This window comes from uncultured Amphritea sp., assembly GCF_937127095.1.
In the GTDB taxonomy this organism is placed as follows: Bacteria; Pseudomonadota; Gammaproteobacteria; order Pseudomonadales; family Balneatricaceae; genus Amphritea.
In genome coordinates this window covers 14,841-38,391 of the sequence record NZ_CAKZLP010000059.1, presented here as the reverse complement: position 1 = coordinate 38,391, position 23,551 = coordinate 14,841, and the positions used below count along the sequence as shown (strand labels likewise).

The window sequence follows — 23,551 nt, the reverse complement described above, 5'->3', positions numbered from 1 at the left end:
CAGGCTGCAACAATCAATCCGGCCACGTTTTTAGCCTCGTTACTCTTTAACCTAAAGAAACGGGGCTTTTTTGTGTCTGAGGTTTGGGCAGGAAAGACATAGGGGGTTCACTTTCTATAAGATCTTTGCCCGCCCTTAAAAGCGTGCCGGTTCAAGCTCTGGAATCGGCGGCCACTGGTTATTAAATAAATCTGTCCCCTTTATTGCCACTCAGACTGGAACGATTTAGAGCGTTGACTTCGAACAGGTCCCGTTTCTTTAGTGAGACTACCCCGAGCATTATTCGGAGAACAACTTCGATGATATCAAGTAGCTAAACTGTACTAATTCAGACTTGATCTGACAGTTATCGGCGTCCTCACTGAAGCTAACTCACCAATATGTTAACTATCGATAAAAATACAGCACCATTAGCCGATATACCTACTATTGTTATTCATGATAAAATTTGCCACGCTAAGGGATTGGGGAGACCGGATATGAACATTAATGAAGCTTGTGATTACATTATTCAGAAGGTAATTACATCTGAAGAAAGCTTAAGTAATTTAAAGCTCCAGAAGCTGATGTACTATGCTCAAGCTTGGCGTCTAGCATTCGAAAATGAAGCGCTATTTGAAGGCAAATTCCAAGCCTGGGTACATGGTCCAGTATCTCGTGCAGTGTATGATCGTTTTGCTTCGAGTAAAACTTTATATTCCGACATCACTCTCGATGATATCACTGATGGTTTTAACTCTGAAACTCTGGATGCGGGTGAAAAAGCCCATATCGACCGAGTACTATCAATTTATGCTCAATACTCTGGCCCCCAGCTTGAAGAAATGACGCACCGTGAAGCACCATGGGTTCAAGCTCGAGAAGGTTACGCCTCTTGGGAACGGTGCGAGATTGAGCTTGATGAAAGCACTATGCGTGAGTGCTACGCACAACGCCTACAGTAATGGATAAATTACCCGTTCTGGATTTTGTACCCTCAAAATCCAAAGAACCCGTATTACTAAAACCACCTGAAAAGTTACGTTGGACTTTTTCTCTGCGTTTTTGGAGGCAGATAGATTTCTTTGGGCTTGATAAGTCTCAGCCCAAGTGGTTCGTATCCCTGTTAGACAAGTTGAAAGATTTATCTGATAAAGAGATCGAAAATTTTATATCCGATGCAGCAGAACAAAATAACTGGCGTTACCATCCTATAAACTGGAATCAAAAAAATATTCCAATACAACGCAAGGATCTAGACTGGTTAGACACTTGCTATAGAGAAAACCCTGAAGACTACCCGATATTACAGTTTCAGATCTCTAAATCTCTTGGCCGAGTTGTCGGTTTTTGGGATGAGAAGAACGTTTTTAATATCGTTTTACTTGATCCTTTACACAATATTCAGCCAAGCCAGTCTCATTCCTATAAGGTAGACCCCTGCAGCCCTCTTTCATGTAACTATTCATCACTACTATATGATATTGATGCGTTAAAAAACCAAGACCTATGTGTTGAGAAATGTGGATATAAAGACAAACTAAAAGATTTCCCTTCATCTAGTAATTACACTAACGTAGTGATGCATTTTCTTGATGATACTCAAAAGGCTGAGCTCGACTCAGTTATTGACAATGGATATAGCCATACTGAAATTATGCTTTTAGGTATTGAATTAGCTAAAGATAATAACTCTTAGTTAATGAGCCTACTCTTTGGTTTTACTTTTATTAATACTAGGAATTTTTGGACCAACGCAAAAAACCATTTCAACTCTGGATCGGATCAAGCGGTCAGAGTTATTGATTTTCGCTCGACCCTTTTTGTACTAAAGGGTAAACGGGACAGATTTATTTATTGAGGTCTAAAAGATCGCTCTCTTTCTGAGCCCCCCGGCCCAAAACCTCACCCATCACGCAGGCAACGGAAACTCGCCATCGACGGCAAACTGTGACAACGGGTAATGCCAGGTTTGAGGGGAGGCTACGGCTTTGAAGGTTACAGCGGTTGCTGTTAGTTCGCAGAGCCACTGTGCGGTGGTGTCAGGCTGAGTGTTGGTAAACGAGGCGGCAGTATAGAGTGCGGCGCATATTCCTGACTCCATTGAACGGGCAGAGCGATACTGAAACGCTTCCACTCTCGCATCTGCGCGCCAAGCGTCTGCGACGGGGCGTAATCCCGGGGATGGGTGAGCTGATTGGTATAGTCCTCAAAGGCTGGATGCTGAAGCTGTATCCCCCGTTGAGCACTGTAGCCGATGGTAAACAGTGTATGCTCTGTATTGAGTCGCTTAGCGGGTGGTTCGCCCTCCATTGCCCGCAGGAAAACAAAGCGGTAATAGGCTGACATGAGTGCATAAAGCACTATTTTGACAATATATGTGCATAATGATCATAAACGACTAACTTTTATCAGCCGTCGACCTGCTGATAGAAGAGCCTTCCATCACAGAGAACACAGAGAATGAGAAAAGGGTGCGCCCTTATTTATTAAGAGAAAAAAGTCAGGCTCTGTACTCTACAGCTCTTGCTTGAGTTGACTTGCATTAGCGATGCACATAGCTACAAATTGAGGCAATATGCTACACTTAGCCATAAACAACATTGATTAGCAGGAGTGTGACATGTCCACCGCAAACTTACGTCTTGATCAAGAGCTAGTCTCTAACGCCAAAATCATGGGTGAAGTCATGAGTCGTTCTGCTGCCAAGCAGGTTGAACACTGGGCGAAGATCGGTCGTATCATGGAAGAGAACCCGGATCTGACTTACGAATTTGTGCGCAACTCTATGATCGCAAAGGCTGAAGCTGATGCAGGTCTGGTAGAGGAATACCAGTTTGGCTGAGACAATCAGGATTCTGCAGACCCGCTCTTTCTCTAAAGCAGTCAAAAAGCTCAAAGCAAACCAGAAAAAAGACTTAGACAGCGCCGTCAAACAACTACAGATGACCCCGGAGGCCGGAGAACAAAAGAAAGGTGATCTGGCTTATCTGCGCGTATATAAGTTCAAAATGGTGAGTCAGCTCACACTTCTGGGTTACAGCTTCGAAGAGGGCGAACTGACACTACAACTGATCGCTCTGGGCAGTCATGAAAATTTCTACAGGGATCTTAAGCGTTAACGACAGACAGTCACAAAAGAAAGGGCGCTGGGTACGCCCAGGATAAAGAAAAACCAAGGAAACAGATCTGTTTATTAAGATGTAGAAAGGTATCGGGGCAGTCCAACAGTAACCACCCACCCGCTGCTAAAAATTCACGACGAGCAGCTATAGTGCGACAGCCCGCCGAGTTCACTGAATTGAGACGGTTTCAGCCGGTAGTATTTATCCTCCACCTCTTTTGATTGCTCAGCGTAGGGCTGGGTCATCACCTCCTGCAGTTCCCGCACCAGTGCGTAGTTGCCAACACTTGCCAGCTGATAGGCGGGCACCACGAACCATTCGCGCCAGCTGTATTTTGGATTGACGCCTTTCATCTGCACAGAGATCTCATCACGGGAGAGAGGCTGGCTGTCGATCAGCGCGTTCCATGTTGTCAGCCACTCTGACCAGCGTTGGTCCATCGCTTCCGGGTCTGCCTGATAGGCCGCGCCTTTGTAGAAGCTTTTCCTGAGTGGCCCAATGTCGTCAGGTAGATGCGAGAGTTCACGGAAGAGGATGGTGTAATCCACGGAGGTTTCCATCATCAATGCGGCAAGCTCTCTGAACAGCGCCATATCGAATCTGTCCAGTCCTAGTTTGGTCGCCCACATCTGTCTCATTTTCGTTTGCATCACGGCATCAAAACCGCTGCGAATCTCGTCGAGCTGCTGCAAAGCATTGTCATTAGACATCAGCAACGGCCGCAATGCAGTCCAGAACATGTGGAAGTTACGTTCGGCTGCCGCGGGCTGATTGAGAAATGAGAAGTGCTGACCGCCGCCGGTCCAGGGTTGATATTGCGGGTCGAACAGCTCGCAGAATCCGAAGGGGCCGTAGTCAAGGGTGAAACCACCGGCAGCGCAGTTATCACTGTTGAAGTTGCCCTGGCAGTAACCGACACGGATCCAGTTCGCCACCAGCGAGGTCAGGCGATCGCGGAATTCACTCGCGAGCAGCACCACTTTTTCGGCGAGGCTCAGTGTCGTGTCAATAACGTCAGCGTACTCCCGTTCGATCAGGTGTAACACGATCATCTCCAGCTCCTGCAGCGCTTGCGGGTGTTCCTGCTTGCGGGCACGACGAGCGAACAGCTCCAGTTGGCCGACCCGCAGGAACGACGGTGCGACGCGGGTTGAGATGGCGACGGGCTCCGATACCATGGTGTCAGGATCCAACGAGTGCGAACCCTCTGTGTACCAGGGCCGCCGGACCTGCTCAATTTTAGACACATACAGACTCAGCGAGCGGGAGGTTGACACGCCAAGGGCATGCATATGTTCCTGTGCCAGAAACTCCCGAATACTGGAGCGCAGCACGGCACGACCATCCGCACCACGACAGTAAGGCGTCCGGCCGCCACCTTTGAGCTGCATCTCCCAGCGCTTGCCGTTGATGACCGCCTCAAGTACGGACACTGCACGACCATCACCGTAGCCATTACCGGTCTGGAACGGACACTGCTGATAGTATTCAGTGCCATAGATAGACAGTGCATAACCACAGGCCCAGCCAGCCCTGCGCAGAGGCGCAGGCACCTGAGAGAGATCACCGGAGAACATCCGCATAAAGTCGTCCGACTGTGCCAGAGTGTCAGCAAAACCCAGTTCACTAAAGAGTGCTTTACTGTGAGTGATGTACTCCGGATCGGCGATTGGCGTGGGTTTTACCGGGACATAGTGACCCGAGAACACCTGCCGCGGCTGATGATCATCTCCGTTTGCTGTCGCCTTAGGGTCGGCGTTGAGCCTGTCCATGAGCGAGTAGTTTGACAACGCGGCGAGATCTTCGAGGGTCTCAACGGTTGCCGAATTTTCCTGGGAGAATCGATTTTTCATAGAGGCACCTTCATTTAACGTGGACAGAACCGCTGCTTCCCCACTATTTGCAACATCATGGCATTCTGGTAAATAAGGGGGAGCAGGTCTTTTTAGCCGTCCAGGCGAGTGATAAATTTCTTAAACTTTTCTACTTCCCCTTCCCGCTCAGCCCACTGTTCAATCTCTTCAAGGCTATATTTCCCAACCTGATCGTTGGCAACCCACACTGCCTGATCGAGAGCCTGCCTGTCACTCCAATGGAAATAAGCAGCCAGACGATCTTTTATACAGTCTTCCGGCGTTATTAATGTGAAGGTTCCCAGTGGAGTAACCAACGTTGCCCATTTTCGGACAGGCTCATCACCCACTGACAAGGGTCCCGGCGGAAACTCAACAACAAAGGGGGAATCCGGGTGTTCGTAGTATCGTCCAATCGGTGTAAATCCAATTTCTAACATGGCACCTTTGAGCTTTTTGCTGGGAGTAATAGGAATGGTCAACGAAATCCAGATCGTCAGATTGATAGAAATTATCTGAGTAGATTGATACGCAGGTTCCACCCACCAGAGTCACATCAATCCCCTTTAGCGCCAGATGTGAAGCAATCAATCCTGCCAGATCTCTGGCGCTAATACCTTTATGGATTACAGCCAAATCATCCATTAGCACCGGTTCTCGTCAATGGCTTTTCAGGTTTGCGGGGACGACGACGGTTATTCATCAAAGCATTCTGGACATCTTCCGGATAGAATTCCAGTATCCGGTTTATCAATGCCTTCAGTTCGTTAATATATACGCACCTTGGATTTAGTGCATAGACTCGGGATCTACCGACAAACCGGCTGTAAAGTACTCCTGCGGTTTCCAGCTTCTCTGTTTGCTTCTGAATAGGCGTAAGGGGTGCATCAAAGAATGTAGCGATCTCTCGAGGATAGCCTTGGCCACGTGCGATCACATAAACGAGCACCCGTTCTTTGTTAATATTGCCTAAAATACCTTCCAGCATCGCCTCACTCGCTTAGATTACCGACTTGAAGCCAAAGACCTATTAAGCCTTGTGCACTTACATCAGATCAAACGAACTACTTATAGGTTCATATAAACCTATAAGTAAATCATATAGAGCAAATCATAAAGACTAAAGGAATCGTTAGCTTTATACGTGAAGAACCATTCCCCGTGAAAAATAGTCTGACTCAGTGAACATGTCCTGATTTACACTACAAAGCGCAATAGACTATACGCCCCAACCTGAGAATGAGATCAATCAATTCACCGCTTCCCTCCGTTTCCTGCTAGAATGCCGCCCCCTCAGCACGATGACACAACTTCAGGAGTCACCCATGTCTAAATGTTTCTATAAAGGTACTCCCGATATTATGGGTAACTACGGTAAGAGTGGTTACAACACCAAGGCGAAAGTTAAGCCGGGCAGCGAAAGCAGCCCATTGTGGCTGAGTGTTACCTCTGAAGCGCGCAAGCTGGAAGTGGAAGCGATGGTGGCGGAACATGATCTGGTAGCGACCATTGTTGTTGATACGGAAAGTGAAGAGAACATTGTTGAGCTGACAGCGATGTTAGCCACACCTAAAACCGTGCAGATCGAAAAAACACCGGAAAGAAACGCGCCCTGCTCCTGTGGCAGTGGTAAGAAATACAAAAAGTGCTGCGGCTAACTCCTTAGCGGCGCCTTTTAGCTCCACCCTTTTTAGCCCAATCCTTTAGCTCAACCCCGTTAGCCCAAGCCCTTTTGACTGTGAGGGTTCCGAGCGGTCATAAAAAAACCGGCGCGGTCTGATTTAACAGGCCACACCGGTTTATTAACTGGCAGATTTAAGCGCGGTTATTGGCAGCTTGCAGCCAGTTCCTTGGCACGTGCATAGACAGCCCGTGCAGGTAGCCCTTTCGCTTCCAGCTCGGCCAGATAGTCTTCAGACGCTTTATCTAAAACAGGTTTCCAGGCCGGGTTTTCACTGCCCCCTTCAACCGTATAAATCTCATGACCCAGCGATACCGCCTGCTCACGTCCTCTGACATCAGCGGCGTCAAACACACCGGCAGCGATCTGAGACCAGGTTTCACCTGAGTTATCGTCAATCACCTTCTGCAGATCAGCAGGCATACTGTTGTATACATCTTTGTTCATGGTGACCAGAAACGACAGGGTATACAAACCACCCACCTCAGTATGTTTAGGGGTCAGTTCATTCATACGAAACGTCAACTGACCTTCCCATGGCAGCGCGACGCCATCGATAACGCCCCGCTGAACCGATTGAAATGCCTGTGGAGCAGGCATTCCGACCGGCTGAGCCCCCAGCCCTTCCAACAGTTTTGCCACCACTGCAGTAGGACGGCGGATTCTCAACCCTTCAAAATCAGCCGGTTCTTTAATCAGTTTTTCGGTGGTATGAATATGGCCGGGGCCATGGGTGAAGAGGAACAAAGGCTTGGTATCGCTATACTCTTCACTGATCAGTTTTTCATCGTACAGATGCTGAATAATACAGGAACCCTGGGCTGCACTTTTGGTAATACCCGGCAGTTCAACCACCTGAGTCAGTGGGAAACGGTTGGCTGTATAACCCTGAACCGTCAATGACACATCAGCGATACGGTTGGTCACCGCATCATAGAGCGCCGGGGGTTTAGCCAACGTTGAAGAGGGGTACACCTCCACCGCAATGCGACCGTTGGAGTCGGCCACTACTTTATCCGCCCACGCCTGGGCAACATTTTTGTGTATCGCGGCAACCGGTGGAAAGAAGTGTGCCAGACGCAAAGTAAAATCTGCTGCCTGAGCGGTTTGAACCATAGCACCTGCTGTCAAAGCCAGAACGCTGCCTAGAATTAATTTTTTCATTGCATAGATTCCATTTAGATTATTTTTGTTCTGTTTTATTAGAATTTAACGCTAATGCCCTCTTTTTTATATGAGTATAGTCTGGGGTTTATTAGTGTCGGCTGAATTAAGTGCTGTGGTAAATCATCTGTCCTAAAGTAATAGCCCTGAAGCCTGTACTTCACTCTTTAAAGGGGATGACCTTTTAACCGGCGGCACAAAATGATCCTGAGGACCTGAGAAACGGGGATTACCCCGATGAGAACTTTCACCATAGAGCTGCATCATCAATCTACCGTTCTTATTATTAGAATGATCACTTTAAACCACGGACAATATAAGGAATAATCAATTTTTAGCCCCAGACACAAAGAATACGCATACATGAACCCTAACCTGTTGAAGCAATTAGCCATCGTGGTCAAACAAGGTTCTCTCACCAGTGCCTGTGAACAGCTGCATGTGACACAACCCACCCTCACCCGCAGCATCCAGCAACTGGAAATGAAGGTGGGAGCACCGCTGTTAAAGCGCACCCGTTATGGTGTTATTCCTACGGAGATCGGAGCGCGGCTGTCGCAGATTGGTGAACGGATTCTGGCAGAAACGGTCAGGGGCGAAGAGGTTATCCGCCAGTTTCACAGCGGTTATAAAAGCGAATTTGTCGTCGGTATCGATCCGCTCTGGGAGTTTGCCACAGTAAGTAACATGACCGATTACTTTATGCAGGAAAAACGCTATGCGTTTCATTTCCGCACCGGTTCCGCCGCCGCACAGATCTCGCTGCTACAGGATGGTGAGTTAGATTTTCTGCTGGCACCGGCACATTTGTCAGTGTCACAGAAATCCCTGGACCGTCAGATTCTGTTCCGCGACCGGTCTGGTATTTTTGCCGGTAAAAAATCAAAACTGATCGGATCAAAAGAGCCTGTCACTAAAGAGGATATCGCCCGGCAAAAGTGGTTTATCGCCGGGGCCAGTGCCGGGTTTCTTGGCCGTCAGGCTGAAGTGACCGATGCCAATGCTGCACAGATGGCCTTTACCGGCAGCATCCGCTCGGTGATCCATCTGCTAAACACCACCGATATGCTGGTCTGGTTGCCCGCCCGCTTAGCATTGATGACACAAGAGATCGCTCCGGAACAGATGCTTAGGGTGGATGACGTTACCTCATCTCGGCGTGATATCGCGCTTTGGTCATCTCTGGAACATAACGAACGCCCTGAAGTGCTTAAAGTGCAGGAACTGATCAGCAACTTTGTTAAGCAACTTGATGAGGATAGTCCAACCTTTGGCCTTGAGTTGTGAGCCCGAACGATCAGCTAGAGCTATGAACTAGAGCTGTTATGTTTACCACTTAATTTAAACACGGTTATCAACACAGTCCGCCTTGAACCTACCTCCCCTGCGGTTTCATCTGCTGACCGCAACCAAACCAGACACCGTTAGCCAAAAAACATCAGATCCGTTGTAAGCTCCGGTCAACCGATAGCGGCTGGATCAAAAATTGCATTAATCGAAGCAACATACCCCGGGTATTGAGGTTTTAGCATACCTGAACGGGGTGCCGGGCACTGCCCGCAATACCGTAGTGCTTACCGAGACTCCATTGCAGCGACCAGCACCAGTCTGGTGCGTACTACCCATACAGATGTCCAGGTGATTTCTGATCAGCTGTTACTCAAGTAAAGAACGAAGGAGCCGTCTCATGAAAGATCTGACCAACTTAGAAGTCACCGTCCACAGCAACTCAACGCTGAGTCTCTACAATACTGCCATTGCTGATCTGTGCCGTTTTAAGAATCCGGTGCCGACCACGATTGAGATGCTGGAAGCCGAACCAGACTTCGTCATGGGACAGGTGTTTAACGGTCATATCAATTTGTGGACCACCGACCGTGACGACCTTCAATGGTGCTTAGAGAGTCTGAAGGCCATAGCCACAATCGATGCATCCGGCCTGACCCCGCGAGAGCGAATGCACGTTAGCGCGTTACAAACCTGGGCTAAGGGCGACCTGGTTGGAGCATCCAGGCAACTGGATGAGATTCTGATCGAATACCCGATGGATATTATGGCACTGCTCAGCGGCCACCAGCTGGACTTCTTTCTTGGGGATGCGCTCAACCTGCGCGGCAGGGTCTGCCGGGTGCTGCCAGACTGGGATAAACAGCATCCCCTGTATGGATTTCTGTTAGGGATGCTCAGTTTTGGCTTGGAAGAAGCCGGACATTATGAACGGGCAGAACATGTCGCGATGGAAGCGGTTCAGATTAATCCTCAGGATATCTGGGGCATACACGCGGTCGCCCATGCACTGGAGATGCAAAATAAATACGTGCAGGGTGCCAGCTTTATGCAGGCATATGAGAAACACTGGCAGAACGATAATGTGATGGTTTCGCATAATGCCATCCATCAGGGACTTTTCCTGCTGGAAACCGGTGACTTAGGTAAAGCGGTCGAGGTTTACGATAATTTTGTCCACTGGGAAAACATAGAACCGATCCCCATGGCACTAGTTGACGCGTCATCTGTGCTATGGCGACTCTATCTTGAAGATGAAGAGTTGGGAAACCGGGCGAAGACGCTTACCGACTCCTGGAAGCAAAAAAGCGACCAGCAGTTCTACGCATTTAACGATGCCCATGCAATGATCGCCTTTGCCGCAGATAACGATCATGACGCCGCCAGAACACTGCTATCAGATCTTAAAGACTATGCACTGTTTGGGGATAAGACGACCACCAACCACAGCATGTCACTGCAGACAGGGTTACCGGTATGCGAGGCGATCTACTCATTTACTCAGGGTGACTACCACACCACCATCGCTAAACTGCTGCCGATAAAAAACACAACCGCACAGTTCGGTGGCAGCCATGCGCAGCGGGATATCTTCGACCGAACGTTATTAGAAGCCGCCATACGCGCCGGCAGAAAACCGCTGGCGAGAGCACTGGTCAACGAACGTTTGATGGCGCGTCCAAACAGCCCCTACAACGCTAAAAAGCTGGATCAGGTTCTCTCTCTGGCGTCATAAATAGCCGCCCGGCACTGACGCTCATCCCTGGGCCTGAAATATAAAGCAGAGTTATTTTCAGTTGATTTATGCAAATGTTACCGGTAAAGTCACAAATGTTACCGGTAACAACGTGCCATTTTGTGAATCTGTCACTTGTTCACCTACACTTACCCAAGAATAAAAAAGCACAGGAACTTACAGATGAAACTCTCTTCCAAGCTTCTGACCGCAGCGCTGTCCGGTCTGATCTCTGTCTCTGCCTTCGCCGCTGACTTTACCTTTAAAATGCAATCGTCAGATCCATCAGGTGACAAGAACTTCCAGATTCAGCAACAGTGGGCGGAGCGGGTCGGCAAGATGTCCGGCGGACGCCTTGAGATCAAACTGCTGCCAGTAGGTAGCGTTATCAAACACACCGAAACCCTCGATGCGATCAAGATGGGTATTCTCGATGGTCACATCACGGCCACCGCTTACTTTTCCGGCAAAGACCCTGCGTTCGGCCTGATCGGCAATACGGTTGGCGCCTGGTCTGACACCTCTCAGCTACTGCAATACATCAACTATGGTGGTGGTTATCAGGTGATGACTGATCTCTATGCGCCCTACGGCGTGAAATTTGTCGGGGGATCGACCACCGGTGTTGAATCTTTCGTCTCTAAAGTGCCGGTCGATGGCGTTGCCGACCTTAAGGGCTTGAAGCTGCGTGCACCGGAAGGGCTGGTGCAGAAAGTATTTGCCGCGGCCGGTGCGGCACCGGTTAACCTGCCGGGTTCCGAGGTCTTTACTGCGCTGAGCAAGGGGGTTATTGATGCCGCTGACTACACGGTGTTCTCGACTAACCAGAAAGCCGGTCTGAACGATATCGCACCCCATCCGGTACAGCCGGGTTTCCATTCACTGCCCTTGATTGACGTCTCCGTCAGCCAGAAGAAATGGGACAAACTGCCCGCAGACCTGCAGGAGATCCTGACGGTATCTGTACGTGATTTTGCTCAGGACATCACCACTCAGCTGCGTATCGCCGATCAACTGGCGGTGAAAGAAGCCCAAAACAATCCTGATATCACCATCCACAATTGGTCTGCTGAAGAGCGTAAAAAATTCCGTGCGATCGCCCGTTCCCAGTGGGAAGAGTTTGCTAAGGAGTCGGATAACGCGATGAAAGTGTATCAATCGATCACCGCTTATCTTGAAGAAAACGGCCTGCTCTAAGCGGCTCTCCCCGCGCTGTCCGTTAACTGACTGTGGGGCGTTCGGCCCCACTTAATTCCCTGGATTACTCTTATGAAAGCTCAAGAACGCATTCACAAAGAAGCGGTTCGAGAAGCAGACGCACCTGGCCGCACCTGGCTGGACCGCGCTATTCTCCGGGTGGGCAACCTGCTGAGCCTGCTGTTCGTGTTCACTGTCGCGATCTCGTTTTTCGAAATTCTGATGCGCTATCTGTTCAACGCCCCCACCATCTGGGTGCATGAATCTGCAGCCTTTATTGGCGGTTCGCTGTTTATTATCGGCGGCGCCTACGCGCTGGCCAACAACAAGCATGTCCGGGTGGTGCTGATCTATGATGTGGTCTCACCCCGCACCCGCTGTTTTCTGAATATCTTTCATGCGCTGGGAGGACTGCTGTTCGCCGGAATGCTGGCCTATGGTGCCTGGATGATGACCACCAATGCCTGGCTAACGCCGCTGGGAGAGCTGCACCTGGAGAGTTCAGGTTCAGCCTGGAACCCGGTGTTCCCGGCATTATCAAAAGCGCTGGTTCTGTTAGTCGTATGCGTGATGTTTATTCAGTTTCTGCTCCACCTGATTGACGATTTCCGTCAGCTGGGACGGATAAATCGTGGAGAGGTATCCGATGTTTGATCTCTCTGTAATCGGTATCGCCTACGGCAGTCTGCTGATGTTAGGGCTGCTGATATGTCTTCTTCTCACCGGTATGCAACTGGCGTTCGTCACCGGGCTGGTAGCACTGGTGTTCACCATCGGTTGGTTTGGTGTCGATGCGATGCCACTGATCACCAGCCGCATGTACAGTTTTGTGAATGGTTACGTCTTTTTGGCGGTGCCGATGTTCGTACTGATGGCAGCGCTGCTGGACCGTTCCGGCATCGCTGTAGATCTGTTTGATGCGATGAAAAAAGTGGGCCGTAAACTGCGCGGCGGAGTGGCGGTACAGACCCTGGTTGTCGCCGTTATTCTCGCCTCAATGTCCGGGGTGATTGGTGGCGAGACGGTACTGCTGGGTATTCTCGCACTGCCGCAGATGCTACGTCTGGGCTATGACCGCAAGCTGGCCATCGGCACCACCTGTGCTGGCGGAGCACTGGGCACCATGATGCCCCCCAGTATCGTGCTGATCATCTACGGCATGACCGCCAGCGTCTCGATTGGTGAACTGTTTAAAGCGGCCTTTCTGCCCGCGGCGATCCTCGCCGGTTTTTATGTCGCCTATGTACTGATCCGCTGTTATCTGAATCCGTCACTGGCACCGCTGCCCTCAGCAGAGGAGATGGCCGCCGATGATGAACGGGATATCAACTACCTCAAAGCATTGTTCTTCCCGGGCCTGACTGTTGCCATCGTACTGGGCAGCATCTACACCGGCATCGCATCGGTGACCGAAGCCTCGGCGCTGGGCGTGGTGGGCATTATGCTCAGCGCATTGATTCGCGGTGAGCTGAATTTTGAGATGATCAAAGACAGCGCCAAAGCCACCATGCAAACCTGTGGCATGATCATCTGGATCGGCATCGGTGCCAGTGCGCTGGTCGGTGTCTACAACCTGATGGGTGGTATCGACTTTGTTGAATCCGTGATTCTGTCACTTAGCGACGGCCATGTAATGACCACGGTACTGATCATGATGGCGATCCTGCTGGTGCTGGGGATGTTCCTGGACTGGGTCGGGGTTGCCCTGCTGACCATGCCGATCTTCGTACCGATCATCACCAACCTGGGACTGGACCCGATCTGGTTTGGCGTGGTGTTCTGTCTGAATATGCAGGTCTCTTTCCTGTCGCCACCTTTCGGACCTGCCGCCTTCTACCTGAAATCGGTTGCCCCTAAAGATATTAGTCTGGGTGAGATCTTCTCTGCGCTGGTGCCCTTTATCGCACTTCAGGTGCTGGCACTGGGACTGGTTATCGCCTTTCCTCAGCTGGCGCTGTGGTGGAAGTAAGAGGCAGATGCTATGAACAATAAGTACATTGTAATGGGCGTCTCCGGTAGTGGTAAGTCACGGGTTGGCTCACTACTGGCAGAACACCTGCAGGTGCCATTCTTTGATGGCGACGATTTTCATCCGCCGGAAAACGTCGAGAAGATGCGTCAGGGAATACCGCTGAATGATGAGGATCGTCATGGCTGGTTGCAGACCCTGAACCAGTTGATCATCAACGAAGATAATCTGGTGCTGGCCTGCTCAAGCCTGAAACCGCAGTACCGTGAACAGTTGTGCCATAACAATGATGCGCAGCTGATCTACCTGAAGGGCGATATCGAAACGATCTGGTCACGTCATAGCAGCCGTAAAGGCCACTATTTCAATGGCCGGGAGATGCTCGAAAACCAGTTTCAGCAATTAGTTGAGCCGCTGCCTGGCGAAGCGCTTGAGATCGGTATCGATCAGCCGGTCGAACAGGTGATCGATGAAATTCTGAACGCACTGGAGATCCGCAGCGCCGCTGACAACTAAAACATCCTCATCGCTGATCAGGCAAACAAAACCCGCTTTGCCTGATCAGCCGATGAAGGTAATATGTTACGCGTAACAGAAATTTCGGGCTAACCATGACAGCGAAGAAAAAAAGACCCACTCTACAGGATGTCGCGGATCGCGTTGGTATTACCAAAATGACCGTCAGTCGTTACCTGAAAAAGCCTGAACAGGTCTCGATCGCGCTGCATGAAAAGATCCAGAGCGCACTGGATGAACTCGGTTATATCCCTAACAAGGTGCCCGACATGCTCTCCAGTGCCAAGAGCCATGCCATCGGCGTTCTGGTGCCCTCGCTGACCAATCAGGTGTTCTCTGAGGTGATCCGCGGTTTTGAATCCGTCACGGAACCCGCCGGATATCAGACCATGCTGGCCCACTATGGTTATAGCCAGAGTGCCGAGGAAGCACGGATTGCCACACTGCTGGGGTATAACGTCGACGGTCTGATTCTGTCGGAAAGTGCCCATACTGAACGGGTCCGCCGGATGATCAAAACCGCCGGGGTGCCGGTTATCGAGATGATGGATTCGGTCTCTCCCGCGATTGAGCAGGCGATCGGCTTCGATAACAGCGCAGCATCATTTGCGATGACTGAACTGATGATCAGTCGGGGCCACCATAACATCGTGTATTTCGCCGCCCGCATGGACGCCCGTACCCGCCTTAAAATACAGGGTTATGAACAGGCGATGCGCAAACACAACCTGGAGCCTTTCAGTCTGCAGACGGAAGAAGCATCATCGTTTACCCGCGGAGCACTACTGCTGCGTCAGGCACTGCAGCAACGCCCTTCGCTGGATGGTATCTTCTGCACCAATGATGACCTTGCCATCGGTGCCTTCTATGAGTGCCAGCGCCAGGGCATACCGGTACCCGAGCAGATTGGCATCGCCGGTTTTCACGGCCACGATATCTCCGGGGCGATGGTTCCCCGACTGGCAACAGTGGTTACCCCCCGCGAGGAGATGGGACGACTGGCAGCGGAAAACCTGCTGAGCCGATTGCAGGGAAAGCCGGTCACGGAGCGCGTGATAGACCTTCCTTTTCGCCTGGAGGCAGGAGAAAGCCTGCGGCCAGAAAGCTGATCGATCTTTTAATCGATCCTATCCATACCCCATGATGGGTATTGAACATCCAGCCGTTAGATAAGACGATGATCTGCTTATTACACAACAGGTGATCTATGAGCTGGACCTCGTTAGTACGTAAAATATCCCTTCCAGTGGCCCTTTTATTGGGGTTAACCGTGATCATCCAGCTGATTATCTCGACCCTGCTGATCAACTCCACGACGGAACAGCTGCGTAACACCATCGAACCGGCCCTGAGCAGTGCGGCTCAGGATAAGATGGAAACCTTTGCCACTGCAGAGGAGTTACGTATTGAGAATACGTTTACCTCCAACGCGCTAGCCGCTGCTGGCTATGCCCGTGATATAGCCTTTCTGAGGACACAGTTTCGCTCACTCTATATTCCCTCGGATGATGTTCGTCATATTATCAACCAGTATATCGCCGGCACGCTGCAGAATAACCCGGATGTACTCGGCGTTTACGCGGTTTTCCTGCCCAAAGCATTAGATGGTGCCGATAACGAACATAAAGGTGAAACAGACCTCGCCTCCAATGATGCCGGACGTTTCGCGGTGTACTGGGCCCATAATGCTAAAGGAGAAGCGGTTCAGGAAATCCTCACCGAACAGATGATCAGCGACACGACCCCCAGCAGCAGTGGACAACCCTACAATAGCTGGTACAGCTGTCCGATTGAACGCAAAGGCCCCTGCATTATCGACCCCTATACCGATGAAGTGGATGGCGAAAAAACGCTGATGACATCAATCGCCGTGCCGATCTACTTTTCAGACCGCCTGGTCGGGGTGATCGGTATCGATCTGCCGCTGTCTCAGATGCAGGCATCGGCGCAAGCCTTTGGCCGTAAACTGGCGGACGGTCAGGGCCGGGTGATGCTGATCTCAGCATCCGATACCCTGGTAGCCGACAGTCAGAACAAAGGGACTGCCGGTGAAAAGGTGACCGACCTGCTACCACGGGATGTTCAGCTCAGCCAGCCGGTAACACAACAGAACGATGAACGTTACACCCTGATCCGTCACCTCAATCTGAATAAACTGGCCACCTGGAAACTCTATATTGACGTCCCGGCCAGCCATGTATTACAACAGGTCGATAGCGTAATCTCTGTGCTAAAACAGGGGCAAAACCAGCAGACCACCGGCGTTGTTATTGCCGGATTGCTGATCGTGTTGTTTGGCTCACTGATCGTCATCTGGCTAGCCATCCGTATTACCAGACCGCTGCGACAGGTAACCGACGCCTTAGAACAAATTTCCAGCGGCGAAGGTGATCTGACTCAACGCATCACCGTGCAGTCACAGGATGAGGTCGGTGTCTTGTCCGGCCACTTTAATCTATTTGTTGCCCAGCTCGCTGAGATGATACAAAGCATGGCCTACTCCATTAAGGAAGCACTCGCCAAATCGGAACAAGCGACTAAACTTGCGTTCAAAACCAACCACGACGTCGAGCAACAGCAGCAACAGATCGTTATGGTTGCGACCGCGTCTGAGGAGATGTCTCAGTCATCAGTGGATGTGGCAAAAAATGCAGCCCACGCAGCCGATGCCTCTCACCGGGCAGAGCAGGCCTCACTTTCCGGACGACAAGCGATCAAAACAACCACCCACAACATTGAAGCACTGGCGCAACAGATGCAGGTGTCGATGGCTCAGGTTGAGGGGCTGGCCACCGACAGTGAAAATATTGCAGAGGTACTACTGGTGATCCGTTCGGTAGCAGAACAGACCAACCTGCTGGCACTTAACGCCGCAATTGAAGCCGCCAGAGCCGGAGACCAGGGCCGTGGGTTTGCCGTGGTTGCCGATGAAGTCCGGGCACTGGCCGCACGTACAGCAACCTCGGTCAGCGAGATTGAAACCGTTATTAACAACCTGCAAAAGGCCACCAGCTCGGTGGTCAGCAGCATTCAGGAAAGCTCATCGTTAGCCAAAGACTCCGCCGTGCAGGTGCTCGATGCCAGCAACATGTTTGATACCATCGGCAGCGCCGTGGAAGAGATTACCCACCGTTCGACCCAGATTGCCACTGCGGCCGAAGAGCAAAGCATGGTGGCCGGCGATATCAGTCAGACCCTGCAGACTATCCGCACGGTTGCCGATGAGGTCACCGAACTGGCTAAAGATTCAGCCCGACTCAGCGATGAGATGACCTCGATGGGCAGAGCTCAAAACGACCTGATCAGCCGGTTTAAGGTTTAAGCGGAACGACAACCGGTTTATCAATCTCCCCTCTGAATTTAGCTATTACAGACAGGGCGCGGCTGTTAAAGTGCGATGTTTCAAACAGGGAGATATTGATGGAGCTGGACCTGACACTTGCGCTGCTGTTCGTACTGACCGGACTTGGCGCGGGGATTATCGATGCGATCGCCGGCGGTGGCGGAATGATTACCCTGCCGGTATTACTGGCATCCGGTATGAGCCCGGTGGAGGCGCTGGCGACCAATAAGCTTCAGGGGAGTTTTGGCACATTCGCCGCCTCAGTCTACTTTGTCCGTAAAAAGCTGGTCGACCTGACTCAGATGAAGCTGATGATCCTCTGTACTTTTCTCGGGGCAGTGTCGGGTACGGTGATTGTGCAGCAGCTGGATACCTCGCTACTGGCCTCGGTGATGCCGCTCCTGCTGGTGATCATCGCACTGTACTTTATGTTTTCCAAGCGGATCGGTGACCTGGACCGGGAGCGGAAAATCAGTCACGCTCTGTTCGCCTTTCTGTTTACCACAGCCATCGGTTTTTATGACGGCTTTTTCGGGCCGGGCACCGGCACCTTCTTTGCGCTTGGCTTTATCTCACTACTCGGTTTCAGCATGTCACGGGCCACCGCTCACACCAAGATTCTGAACTTTACCTCTAATCTTGCTGCACTGATTTTCTTCGCGCTGGGAGGCAATATACTCTGGCTGGCGGGATTTATTATGGCGGCCGGGCAACTGATTGGTGGCCAGATAGGCGCACGTATGGTGGTGAATCAGGGCACCCGTCTGATCCGGCCATTGGTGGTTGTGGTGACACTGATTATGTCTGCCAAACTGCTGTTCGATCAGTATCAGAGCGGCAGCGACTCGCTGATTGCCCTGCTATTGAGTTTTTTCAGTTAGTTCGTCCATAAGATATAAAAAAGGGGCTCATACAGAGCCCCAAAACATACCTCAAAACATAAATCTGGCCGTTATCAATCAACCAGCAGATAACGATGGTGGAACCTGAGCTGTTCTTCAATAAAACTAGCGATGAAGTAGTAGCTATGATCATAGCCCTCATGCTGTTCAAGCTGCAGCGGGTAATCCGATTCAGCGGCGGCTGCAGCCAGTTTTTCCGGCTGCAACTGTTCTGCCAGAAAATCGTCGGCCAATCCCTGATCCACCCGGGTAGGCAGCGGTACCGGATTATTGCGCAACAACACCGTGGTATCATACTGCTGCCAGCTGCTCTCATCGGTGCCCAGATAGGCGGTGAACGCTTTGCGTCCCCACGGACAACTGACCGGATTACTAATCGGGCTGAAGGCGGAAACCGAGCAATAACGCCCAGGATTACGCAGACTGATCATCAGCGCACCGTGACCACCCATTGAGTGACCGGCGATTGCACGCTTTTGCGACACCGGGAAGGTCGCTTCAATCAGTTTTGGCAGCTCCTCGACGACGTAATCATACATCCGGTAATGCTCGCTCCAGGGGGCTTCTGTCGCATTGACGTAGAAACCTGCACCTTGCCCCAGATCATAACCTTCATCGTTGGCGACACCATCGCCACGGGGACTGGTATCCGGCGCCACAATGGCGATACCCAGTTCAGCGGCAATGCGCTGTGCTCCGGCTTTCTGCATGAAATTTTCATCGCTGCAGGTCAGCCCGGAAAGCCAGTACAGTACCGGCACCTTCTCACCACTCTGGGCCTGCGGCGGCAGATAGATAGCAAAGCGCATGCTCACACCCAGCACCGAGGAGGGGTGGTTATACTGTTTATGCCAACCACCAAAGCTCTTTGTCTGGCTTACAAGTTCAAGACTCATAGATGCTTTCCTCAAGGGCTGTCGCCTGTACGACGACAGCCGATCGCTGACGGTTACTTGTCGTAATGAATAACGCTGCGGATGCTCTTACCTTCATGCATCAGATCGAAGGCGCTGTTGATATCTTCCAGCCCCATGGTATGAGTGATGAAGTCATTCAGCGCGAATTCCCCTTTCAGGTAACGTTCAACGATCTCTGGCAGCTCAGAACGGCCCTTAACGCCACCGAAGGCTGAACCACGCCATACACGCCCGGTCACCAGCTGGAACGGACGGGTAGAGATCTCCTGACCGGCACCGGCAACACCGATAATCACAGACTCACCCCAGCCTTTGTGACAGCATTCCAGCGCAGAACGCATCACGTTAACGTTACCGATACACTCGAAGGAGTAATCCACACCACCATCGGTCAGTTCAACAATGACTTCCTGAATCGGCTTGTCATAGTCCTTTGGATTGATGCAGTCGGTCGCACCCAGTTTGCGGGCCAGATCAAACTTAGACTCATTGATATCGATGGCGATGATACGGCTGGCTTTCGCCATAGTCGCACCGATAATCGCCGACAGGCCGATACCACCGATACCGAAGATCGCTACAGTAGCGCCCTCCTCAACCTTGGCGGTATTCATGACAGCGCCCATACCGGTAGTCACACCGCACCCCAGCAGGCAGACCTCTTCTAATGGCGCCTCTTTATTAACCTTGGCCAGAGAGATTTCAGGCAAAACGGTATATTCAGAGAAAGTAGAGCAACCCATGTAGTGATAGATCGGCTGACCATCTTTATAAAAACGGGTGGTTCCGTCTGGCATCAGACCTTTACCCTGGGTTTCACGAATTTTCTGACACAGGTTCGTTTTGCCAGATTTACAGAACTTACACTCGCCACATTCAGGAGTGTAAAGAGGAATAACATGATCACCCACAGCGACACTGGTGACGCCCTCACCGATCTGCTCAACAATACCGCCACCCTCATGACCGAGAATCGCAGGGAAAATACCCTCCGGATCTTCACCGGACAGCGTAAACGCATCGGTATGACACACACCCGTAGCAACAATCCGCACCAGGACTTCGCCAGCCTTTGGCGGCATTACATCCACTTCTTCAATAGTCAGGGGCTGGTTTGGTCCCCAGGCGATAGCCGCTCTCGATTTAATCATGGTCATATTGGTCAACTCTTTCCGGGTTAGATTTCGGGTTAGTACGCAACGGTAGCAACCGCTAATAATTATCTATTGTAGTTGTTAATAGAAACAATATAATCTAGCGCTTTATCAATATACTTTTACGAAAATGTAACAATGAACCGTTGGGAAGGGGTTTCTGAACTGATTGCCGTCACTGAAACCACAAGCTTCACCGCTGCGGCCAAGAAACTGGGCATCTCCACAGCACAGGTCAGCCGCCAGATCAGCGCACTGGAAAACCGCCTGGGCACCAAACTGTTCTACCGTACGACCCGTAAGGTGACAGCAACTGAGGCGGGCGAAACTTATTATCAATATTGTCGGCAACTGCTAAACGGGCTGGAAGAGGCAGAACGAGCCGTGACAAACCTGCAGAATACCCCACGGGGTAAGTTGAAGATCACCGCCCCCGCAACCTATGGGGAGCAAAAAATCGCCCCACTGATCAATGACTTTATCCGCCTCTATCCGGAACTGGAGGTGCAGTGTCATCTGACCAATCAGACCGTCGATCTGGTCGCATCCGGCTACGACCTGGCGATCCGTCTGGGTAAGCTGGAAGATTCCAGCATGATCGCCCGGCAACTGATCTCACGACAGCTGTATGTCTGTGCATCGCCTGCCTATCTGGCGACCCATGGCGAACCCCATGTGCTGAACGAGCTGAAACATCATAACTGCCTGCTGGGCACGCTGGATTACTGGCGTTTTCTTGAACGGGGACTGGAGCGTAATATCCGGGTCAGTGGCAATCTGCACTGTAACAGTGGTCAGGCACTGCTGGACGCGGCCCTGAAAGGGATCGGCATCGTCCAACTGCCTGATTACTATGTCGAGCCCTATATTAAAGAGGGTGAACTGATCTCGCTATTGGAAAACTACCAACACTCCAGCGAAGGGGTCTGGGCACTCTACCCTCATAACCGCCATCTATCCTCCAAAGTCCGGATGCTGGTTGATCATCTGGCAACACATTTAGTCTGAAAAAAAGCAGCCGCCAGATATAAAGATAACAAAGGCTAAACATAGACACTTTATTCTGCGCTCTTATCGTCATCTTCCGTGGGTTCACTACCCGACAGAGGAATATCGATAATAACCTGCAACCCACCTAAACGTGCCGCATGCAACTGCATTTTTCCACCATAGCTGCTCACGACTGCACGGCATATGGATAACCCCAGCGCATAATTATCACCCTCCGGGGTATCTTCCCGATAATCATTCAGAGTCATCGCCTTAATCTTTTCCGGCGCAATACCCGGACCATCATCGCTGACGATAATGGTCCAGAAGCCATGACTCTCCCTGATACTCAGCAACACTCTGGAGTTAGCATGCTGCCAGGCATTATCCAGCAGGTTGCCCACCAGTTCCAACATATCATCCCGGTCAAACGGAATAGCAAACTCCGGAATATGCTGCACCAGCTCGATCGCATCGCCCTCCCGCTTTCGATTTAATAGCTGCACCAGATAAGGCAGCTCCTCCTGAGGATTGAACAGATCGACCGGTGCTGGAGAACCGGAAATTTTCGCACGTCGTAACTCGCCATCAATACGCCGCTGTAGCTGAGTATATATCTGCTGCAGGCTGTCGCGGTTATCCTCAACCTCTGTCGCGGCAGCCAGCAGTTGAAGATGCTGAAGTGGCAGTTTTAATTCATGGGCCAGATTGCTGGTTGCGGTTCGTGAACGGCTTAACTGCTTCCTGGAATGATCAACCAGACGTTCAATCGCATCCGCCAGGGGCTGAACTTCCACCGGCACCCCTTTCGGCAAATTAAGCGCACCGTCAATTTTTCCCCGCAACAAAGCGGTTTGCATCGGTTTAAGCGTGGCAAACCCCCAGTGTAAAATGCGCCGTTGCAGCAACATGATCAACAGGCTTAAACCGACTAAGATGGTCAGCAGGGAATATTCATAGTCACGCTGTATAGCGATAAACGAGGTAATATCTTCAGCGACCCAGATGCTAAAGTCCCGTTCCTCTTTGCGAACGCCCTGCTGCCACACCATCCACCGTTCCTCACCAACCCCGGGAACCTGAAACTGTTGTTGCCTGCCCAGAGGGAGTAGTTCAACGTCAGGAGTGGTATCCCACAGACTGCGGGAACGTAACTGTCCGCCATCCCAACGCACCACAAAGTAATGACCACTTTTGACACGCTTGAACGCTTCGGGAACCTGGTGGTCATCGACCTGCCACCCCTTATCCGTCCACTTCAGTGCAGTGATGATATTTTCGACATCATCTCCCAGCCGGGAGCCGACATATTCATCGGTGATGCGGTTCATCGTCAGATGCAGCAACAACAGCAGACAGACAAACGCCGGTAGCATAAGGATCATCAGCCCTCGCCGAATCTGCTGCTCCAGAGACTGCCCAACCGAAATCATGATACTAGTCCTTCTGCCTGCAAACGGTTGTCCCTCCAACCGGATTGAGTACAGTGCGCAAGAAAGTACTGTAACTCCCGGGCATTATTATCAAAGTCAGGAACACGCATGACGATGACTCTCCTTATCGTTGCTCAACAGCTTACCGCATCAAATACATAGACATTGATGTGCCCATCCCAATGAAATACCTGTACCTCAACGGTAATTCTGCTCCAGTTCCAGTACCCGGCTACGACTGATTACCGAATGCAGAGCTAATAGCTGACCAAATAAAATAATTAAGCTCTGTTTCACCAGCTCAAC

At 51.0% G+C, this 23,551-nt stretch carries 23 protein-coding genes; 15 read left to right on the top strand and 8 right to left on the bottom strand.

Annotated elements, in window-relative coordinates:
• The first annotated feature begins 479 nt into the window (after positions 1-479).
• Both Q0499_RS14525 and Q0499_RS14520 read left to right on the top strand, forming a co-directional pair.
• On the top strand, positions 480-944 hold the full coding sequence (locus Q0499_RS14525) for a type II toxin-antitoxin system antitoxin SocA domain-containing protein (protein ID WP_299200473.1): 465 nt from the start codon (positions 480-482) through the stop codon (positions 942-944).
• Positions 944-1,678 (top strand): hypothetical protein, encoded by a 735-nt coding sequence (locus tag Q0499_RS14520; RefSeq protein WP_299200471.1) that lies wholly within the window; start codon positions 944-946, stop codon positions 1,676-1,678. Before Q0499_RS14525 ends, Q0499_RS14520 begins: the two co-directional genes overlap by 1 nt.
• Positions 1,679-1,992: 314 nt before the next feature.
• Here the strand turns inward: Q0499_RS14520 and Q0499_RS14515 are convergent, their stop codons facing one another.
• A complete protein-coding gene (locus tag Q0499_RS14515) occupies positions 1,993-2,328 on the bottom strand; it encodes an RES domain-containing protein (RefSeq protein WP_299200469.1) in 336 nt (111 codons plus the stop codon).
• A 274-nt stretch (positions 2,329-2,602) separates the two neighbouring features.
• Between Q0499_RS14515 and Q0499_RS14510 the strand changes: the two genes are divergently transcribed.
• A complete protein-coding gene (locus Q0499_RS14510; protein WP_299200468.1) occupies positions 2,603-2,824 on the top strand; it encodes a hypothetical protein in 222 nt (73 codons plus the stop codon).
• Positions 2,817-3,101 carry a type II toxin-antitoxin system RelE/ParE family toxin gene (locus tag Q0499_RS14505; RefSeq protein WP_299200467.1) on the top strand — a complete coding sequence of 95 codons (285 nt, stop codon included), beginning with the start codon at positions 2,817-2,819 and terminating at the stop codon, positions 3,099-3,101. The genes Q0499_RS14510 and Q0499_RS14505 overlap by 8 nt, the downstream gene beginning before the upstream one ends.
• Positions 3,102-3,235: 134 nt before the next feature.
• On the opposite strand, the gene Q0499_RS14500 is transcribed toward Q0499_RS14505, so the two are convergent.
• The 3 genes from Q0499_RS14500 to Q0499_RS14490 all read right to left on the bottom strand — a co-directional run bounded on the left by Q0499_RS14500 (position 3,236) and on the right by Q0499_RS14490 (position 5,945).
• A complete protein-coding gene (locus Q0499_RS14500; protein WP_299200466.1) occupies positions 3,236-4,957 on the bottom strand; it encodes a protein adenylyltransferase SelO family protein in 1,722 nt (573 codons plus the stop codon).
• Between the two features lie 92 nt (positions 4,958-5,049).
• A complete protein-coding gene (locus Q0499_RS14495) occupies positions 5,050-5,439 on the bottom strand; it encodes a hypothetical protein (RefSeq protein WP_299200465.1) in 390 nt (129 codons plus the stop codon).
• 155 nt (positions 5,440-5,594) lie between these two features.
• Positions 5,595-5,945, bottom strand: a complete 351-nt coding sequence (locus Q0499_RS14490) for a winged helix-turn-helix domain-containing protein (protein ID WP_299200464.1) — start codon at positions 5,943-5,945, stop codon at positions 5,595-5,597.
• Between the two features lie 337 nt (positions 5,946-6,282).
• Here Q0499_RS14490 and Q0499_RS14485 point away from each other — a divergent pair, with 337 nt between their 5' ends.
• Positions 6,283-6,615: a PBPRA1643 family SWIM/SEC-C metal-binding motif protein gene (locus Q0499_RS14485; protein WP_299200462.1), complete on the top strand. Its 333-nt coding sequence runs from the start codon at positions 6,283-6,285 to the stop codon at positions 6,613-6,615.
• 167 nt (positions 6,616-6,782) lie between these two features.
• Here Q0499_RS14485 and Q0499_RS14480 read toward each other — a convergent pair whose 3' ends face one another.
• Positions 6,783-7,802 (bottom strand): TRAP transporter substrate-binding protein, encoded by a 1,020-nt coding sequence (locus Q0499_RS14480; RefSeq protein WP_299200461.1) that lies wholly within the window; start codon positions 7,800-7,802, stop codon positions 6,783-6,785.
• Positions 7,803-8,165: 363 nt separating this feature from the next.
• Between Q0499_RS14480 and Q0499_RS14475 the strand changes: the two genes are divergently transcribed.
• The 9 genes from Q0499_RS14475 (at position 8,166) to Q0499_RS14435 (ending at position 18,730) form a co-directional block, all read left to right on the top strand.
• Positions 8,166-9,089, top strand: coding sequence for a LysR family transcriptional regulator (locus Q0499_RS14475; protein WP_299200460.1), 924 nt, complete (start codon positions 8,166-8,168; stop codon positions 9,087-9,089).
• 400 nt (positions 9,090-9,489) lie between these two features.
• On the top strand, positions 9,490-10,824 hold the full coding sequence (locus Q0499_RS14470; RefSeq protein ID WP_299200459.1) for a tetratricopeptide repeat protein: 1,335 nt from the start codon (positions 9,490-9,492) through the stop codon (positions 10,822-10,824).
• A 183-nt stretch (positions 10,825-11,007) separates the two neighbouring features.
• Positions 11,008-12,021: a TRAP transporter substrate-binding protein gene (locus Q0499_RS14465; protein ID WP_299200458.1), complete on the top strand. Its 1,014-nt coding sequence runs from the start codon at positions 11,008-11,010 to the stop codon at positions 12,019-12,021.
• A 72-nt stretch (positions 12,022-12,093) separates the two neighbouring features.
• The gene (locus tag Q0499_RS14460; RefSeq protein WP_299200457.1) at positions 12,094-12,675 is read left to right on the top strand and encodes a TRAP transporter small permease subunit; all 582 of its coding nucleotides are present in this window, start codon (positions 12,094-12,096) and stop codon (positions 12,673-12,675) included.
• The gene (locus Q0499_RS14455; RefSeq protein WP_299200455.1) at positions 12,668-13,990 is read left to right on the top strand and encodes a TRAP transporter large permease subunit; all 1,323 of its coding nucleotides are present in this window, start codon (positions 12,668-12,670) and stop codon (positions 13,988-13,990) included. The genes Q0499_RS14460 and Q0499_RS14455 overlap by 8 nt, the downstream gene beginning before the upstream one ends.
• A 12-nt stretch (positions 13,991-14,002) precedes the next feature.
• A complete protein-coding gene (locus Q0499_RS14450; protein ID WP_299200454.1) occupies positions 14,003-14,506 on the top strand; it encodes a gluconokinase in 504 nt (167 codons plus the stop codon).
• A gap of 95 nt (positions 14,507-14,601) precedes the next feature.
• Entirely contained in the window at positions 14,602-15,615 is a 1,014-nt protein-coding gene (gntR, locus tag Q0499_RS14445; RefSeq protein WP_299200453.1) for a gluconate operon transcriptional repressor GntR, read from the top strand.
• 98 nt (positions 15,616-15,713) lie between these two features.
• Positions 15,714-17,828, top strand: a complete 2,115-nt coding sequence (locus tag Q0499_RS14440; protein ID WP_299200452.1) for a methyl-accepting chemotaxis protein — start codon at positions 15,714-15,716, stop codon at positions 17,826-17,828.
• A 98-nt stretch (positions 17,829-17,926) separates the two neighbouring features.
• Complete coding sequence (locus Q0499_RS14435) at positions 17,927-18,730, top strand: TSUP family transporter (RefSeq protein ID WP_299200451.1); 804 nt, start codon at positions 17,927-17,929, stop codon at positions 18,728-18,730.
• A gap of 74 nt (positions 18,731-18,804) precedes the next feature.
• On the opposite strand, the gene fghA is transcribed toward Q0499_RS14435, so the two are convergent.
• A complete protein-coding gene (gene fghA, locus Q0499_RS14430) occupies positions 18,805-19,647 on the bottom strand; it encodes an S-formylglutathione hydrolase (protein ID WP_299200449.1) in 843 nt (280 codons plus the stop codon).
• A 53-nt stretch (positions 19,648-19,700) separates the two neighbouring features.
• Entirely contained in the window at positions 19,701-20,819 is a 1,119-nt protein-coding gene (locus tag Q0499_RS14425; RefSeq protein WP_299200505.1) for an S-(hydroxymethyl)glutathione dehydrogenase/class III alcohol dehydrogenase, read from the bottom strand.
• A 141-nt stretch (positions 20,820-20,960) separates the two neighbouring features.
• Between Q0499_RS14425 and Q0499_RS14420 the strand changes: the two genes are divergently transcribed.
• Positions 20,961-21,830 (top strand): LysR substrate-binding domain-containing protein, encoded by an 870-nt coding sequence (locus Q0499_RS14420; protein ID WP_299200448.1) that lies wholly within the window; start codon positions 20,961-20,963, stop codon positions 21,828-21,830.
• Between the two features lie 50 nt (positions 21,831-21,880).
• Here the strand turns inward: Q0499_RS14420 and Q0499_RS14415 are convergent, their stop codons facing one another.
• The gene (locus tag Q0499_RS14415; RefSeq protein ID WP_299200447.1) at positions 21,881-23,245 is read right to left on the bottom strand and encodes a sensor histidine kinase; all 1,365 of its coding nucleotides are present in this window, start codon (positions 23,243-23,245) and stop codon (positions 21,881-21,883) included.
• Positions 23,246-23,551: the final 306 nt, after the last annotated feature.

What these genes read in the sequence shown, in the direction of transcription:
- Q0499_RS14525 (WP_299200473.1), top strand. Translation starts at nt 480, where the DNA reads ATGAACATTAATGAAGCTTGTGATTACATTATTCAGAAGGTAATTACA.
- Q0499_RS14520 (WP_299200471.1), top strand. Translation starts at nt 944, where the DNA reads ATGGATAAATTACCCGTTCTGGATTTTGTACCCTCAAAATCCAAAGAA.
- Q0499_RS14515 (WP_299200469.1), bottom strand. Translation starts at nt 2,328, where the DNA reads ATGTCAGCCTATTACCGCTTTGTTTTCCTGCGGGCAATGGAGGGCGAA.
- Q0499_RS14510 (WP_299200468.1), top strand. Translation starts at nt 2,603, where the DNA reads ATGTCCACCGCAAACTTACGTCTTGATCAAGAGCTAGTCTCTAACGCC.
- Q0499_RS14500 (WP_299200466.1), bottom strand. Translation starts at nt 4,957, where the DNA reads ATGAAAAATCGATTCTCCCAGGAAAATTCGGCAACCGTTGAGACCCTC.
- Q0499_RS14490 (WP_299200464.1), bottom strand. Translation starts at nt 5,945, where the DNA reads ATGCTGGAAGGTATTTTAGGCAATATTAACAAAGAACGGGTGCTCGTT.
- Q0499_RS14485 (WP_299200462.1), top strand. Translation starts at nt 6,283, where the DNA reads ATGTCTAAATGTTTCTATAAAGGTACTCCCGATATTATGGGTAACTAC.
- Q0499_RS14480 (WP_299200461.1), bottom strand. Translation starts at nt 7,802, where the DNA reads ATGAAAAAATTAATTCTAGGCAGCGTTCTGGCTTTGACAGCAGGTGCT.
- Q0499_RS14475 (WP_299200460.1), top strand. Translation starts at nt 8,166, where the DNA reads ATGAACCCTAACCTGTTGAAGCAATTAGCCATCGTGGTCAAACAAGGT.
- Q0499_RS14470 (WP_299200459.1), top strand. Translation starts at nt 9,490, where the DNA reads ATGAAAGATCTGACCAACTTAGAAGTCACCGTCCACAGCAACTCAACG.
- Q0499_RS14465 (WP_299200458.1), top strand. Translation starts at nt 11,008, where the DNA reads ATGAAACTCTCTTCCAAGCTTCTGACCGCAGCGCTGTCCGGTCTGATC.
- Q0499_RS14460 (WP_299200457.1), top strand. Translation starts at nt 12,094, where the DNA reads ATGAAAGCTCAAGAACGCATTCACAAAGAAGCGGTTCGAGAAGCAGAC.
- Q0499_RS14455 (WP_299200455.1), top strand. Translation starts at nt 12,668, where the DNA reads ATGTTTGATCTCTCTGTAATCGGTATCGCCTACGGCAGTCTGCTGATG.
- Q0499_RS14450 (WP_299200454.1), top strand. Translation starts at nt 14,003, where the DNA reads ATGAACAATAAGTACATTGTAATGGGCGTCTCCGGTAGTGGTAAGTCA.
- gntR (WP_299200453.1), top strand. Translation starts at nt 14,602, where the DNA reads ATGACAGCGAAGAAAAAAAGACCCACTCTACAGGATGTCGCGGATCGC.
- Q0499_RS14440 (WP_299200452.1), top strand. Translation starts at nt 15,714, where the DNA reads ATGAGCTGGACCTCGTTAGTACGTAAAATATCCCTTCCAGTGGCCCTT.
- Q0499_RS14435 (WP_299200451.1), top strand. Translation starts at nt 17,927, where the DNA reads ATGGAGCTGGACCTGACACTTGCGCTGCTGTTCGTACTGACCGGACTT.
- fghA (WP_299200449.1), bottom strand. Translation starts at nt 19,647, where the DNA reads ATGAGTCTTGAACTTGTAAGCCAGACAAAGAGCTTTGGTGGTTGGCAT.
- Q0499_RS14425 (WP_299200505.1), bottom strand. Translation starts at nt 20,819, where the DNA reads ATGATTAAATCGAGAGCGGCTATCGCCTGGGGACCAAACCAGCCCCTG.
- Q0499_RS14420 (WP_299200448.1), top strand. Translation starts at nt 20,961, where the DNA reads ATGAACCGTTGGGAAGGGGTTTCTGAACTGATTGCCGTCACTGAAACC.
- Q0499_RS14415 (WP_299200447.1), bottom strand. Translation starts at nt 23,245, where the DNA reads ATGATTTCGGTTGGGCAGTCTCTGGAGCAGCAGATTCGGCGAGGGCTG.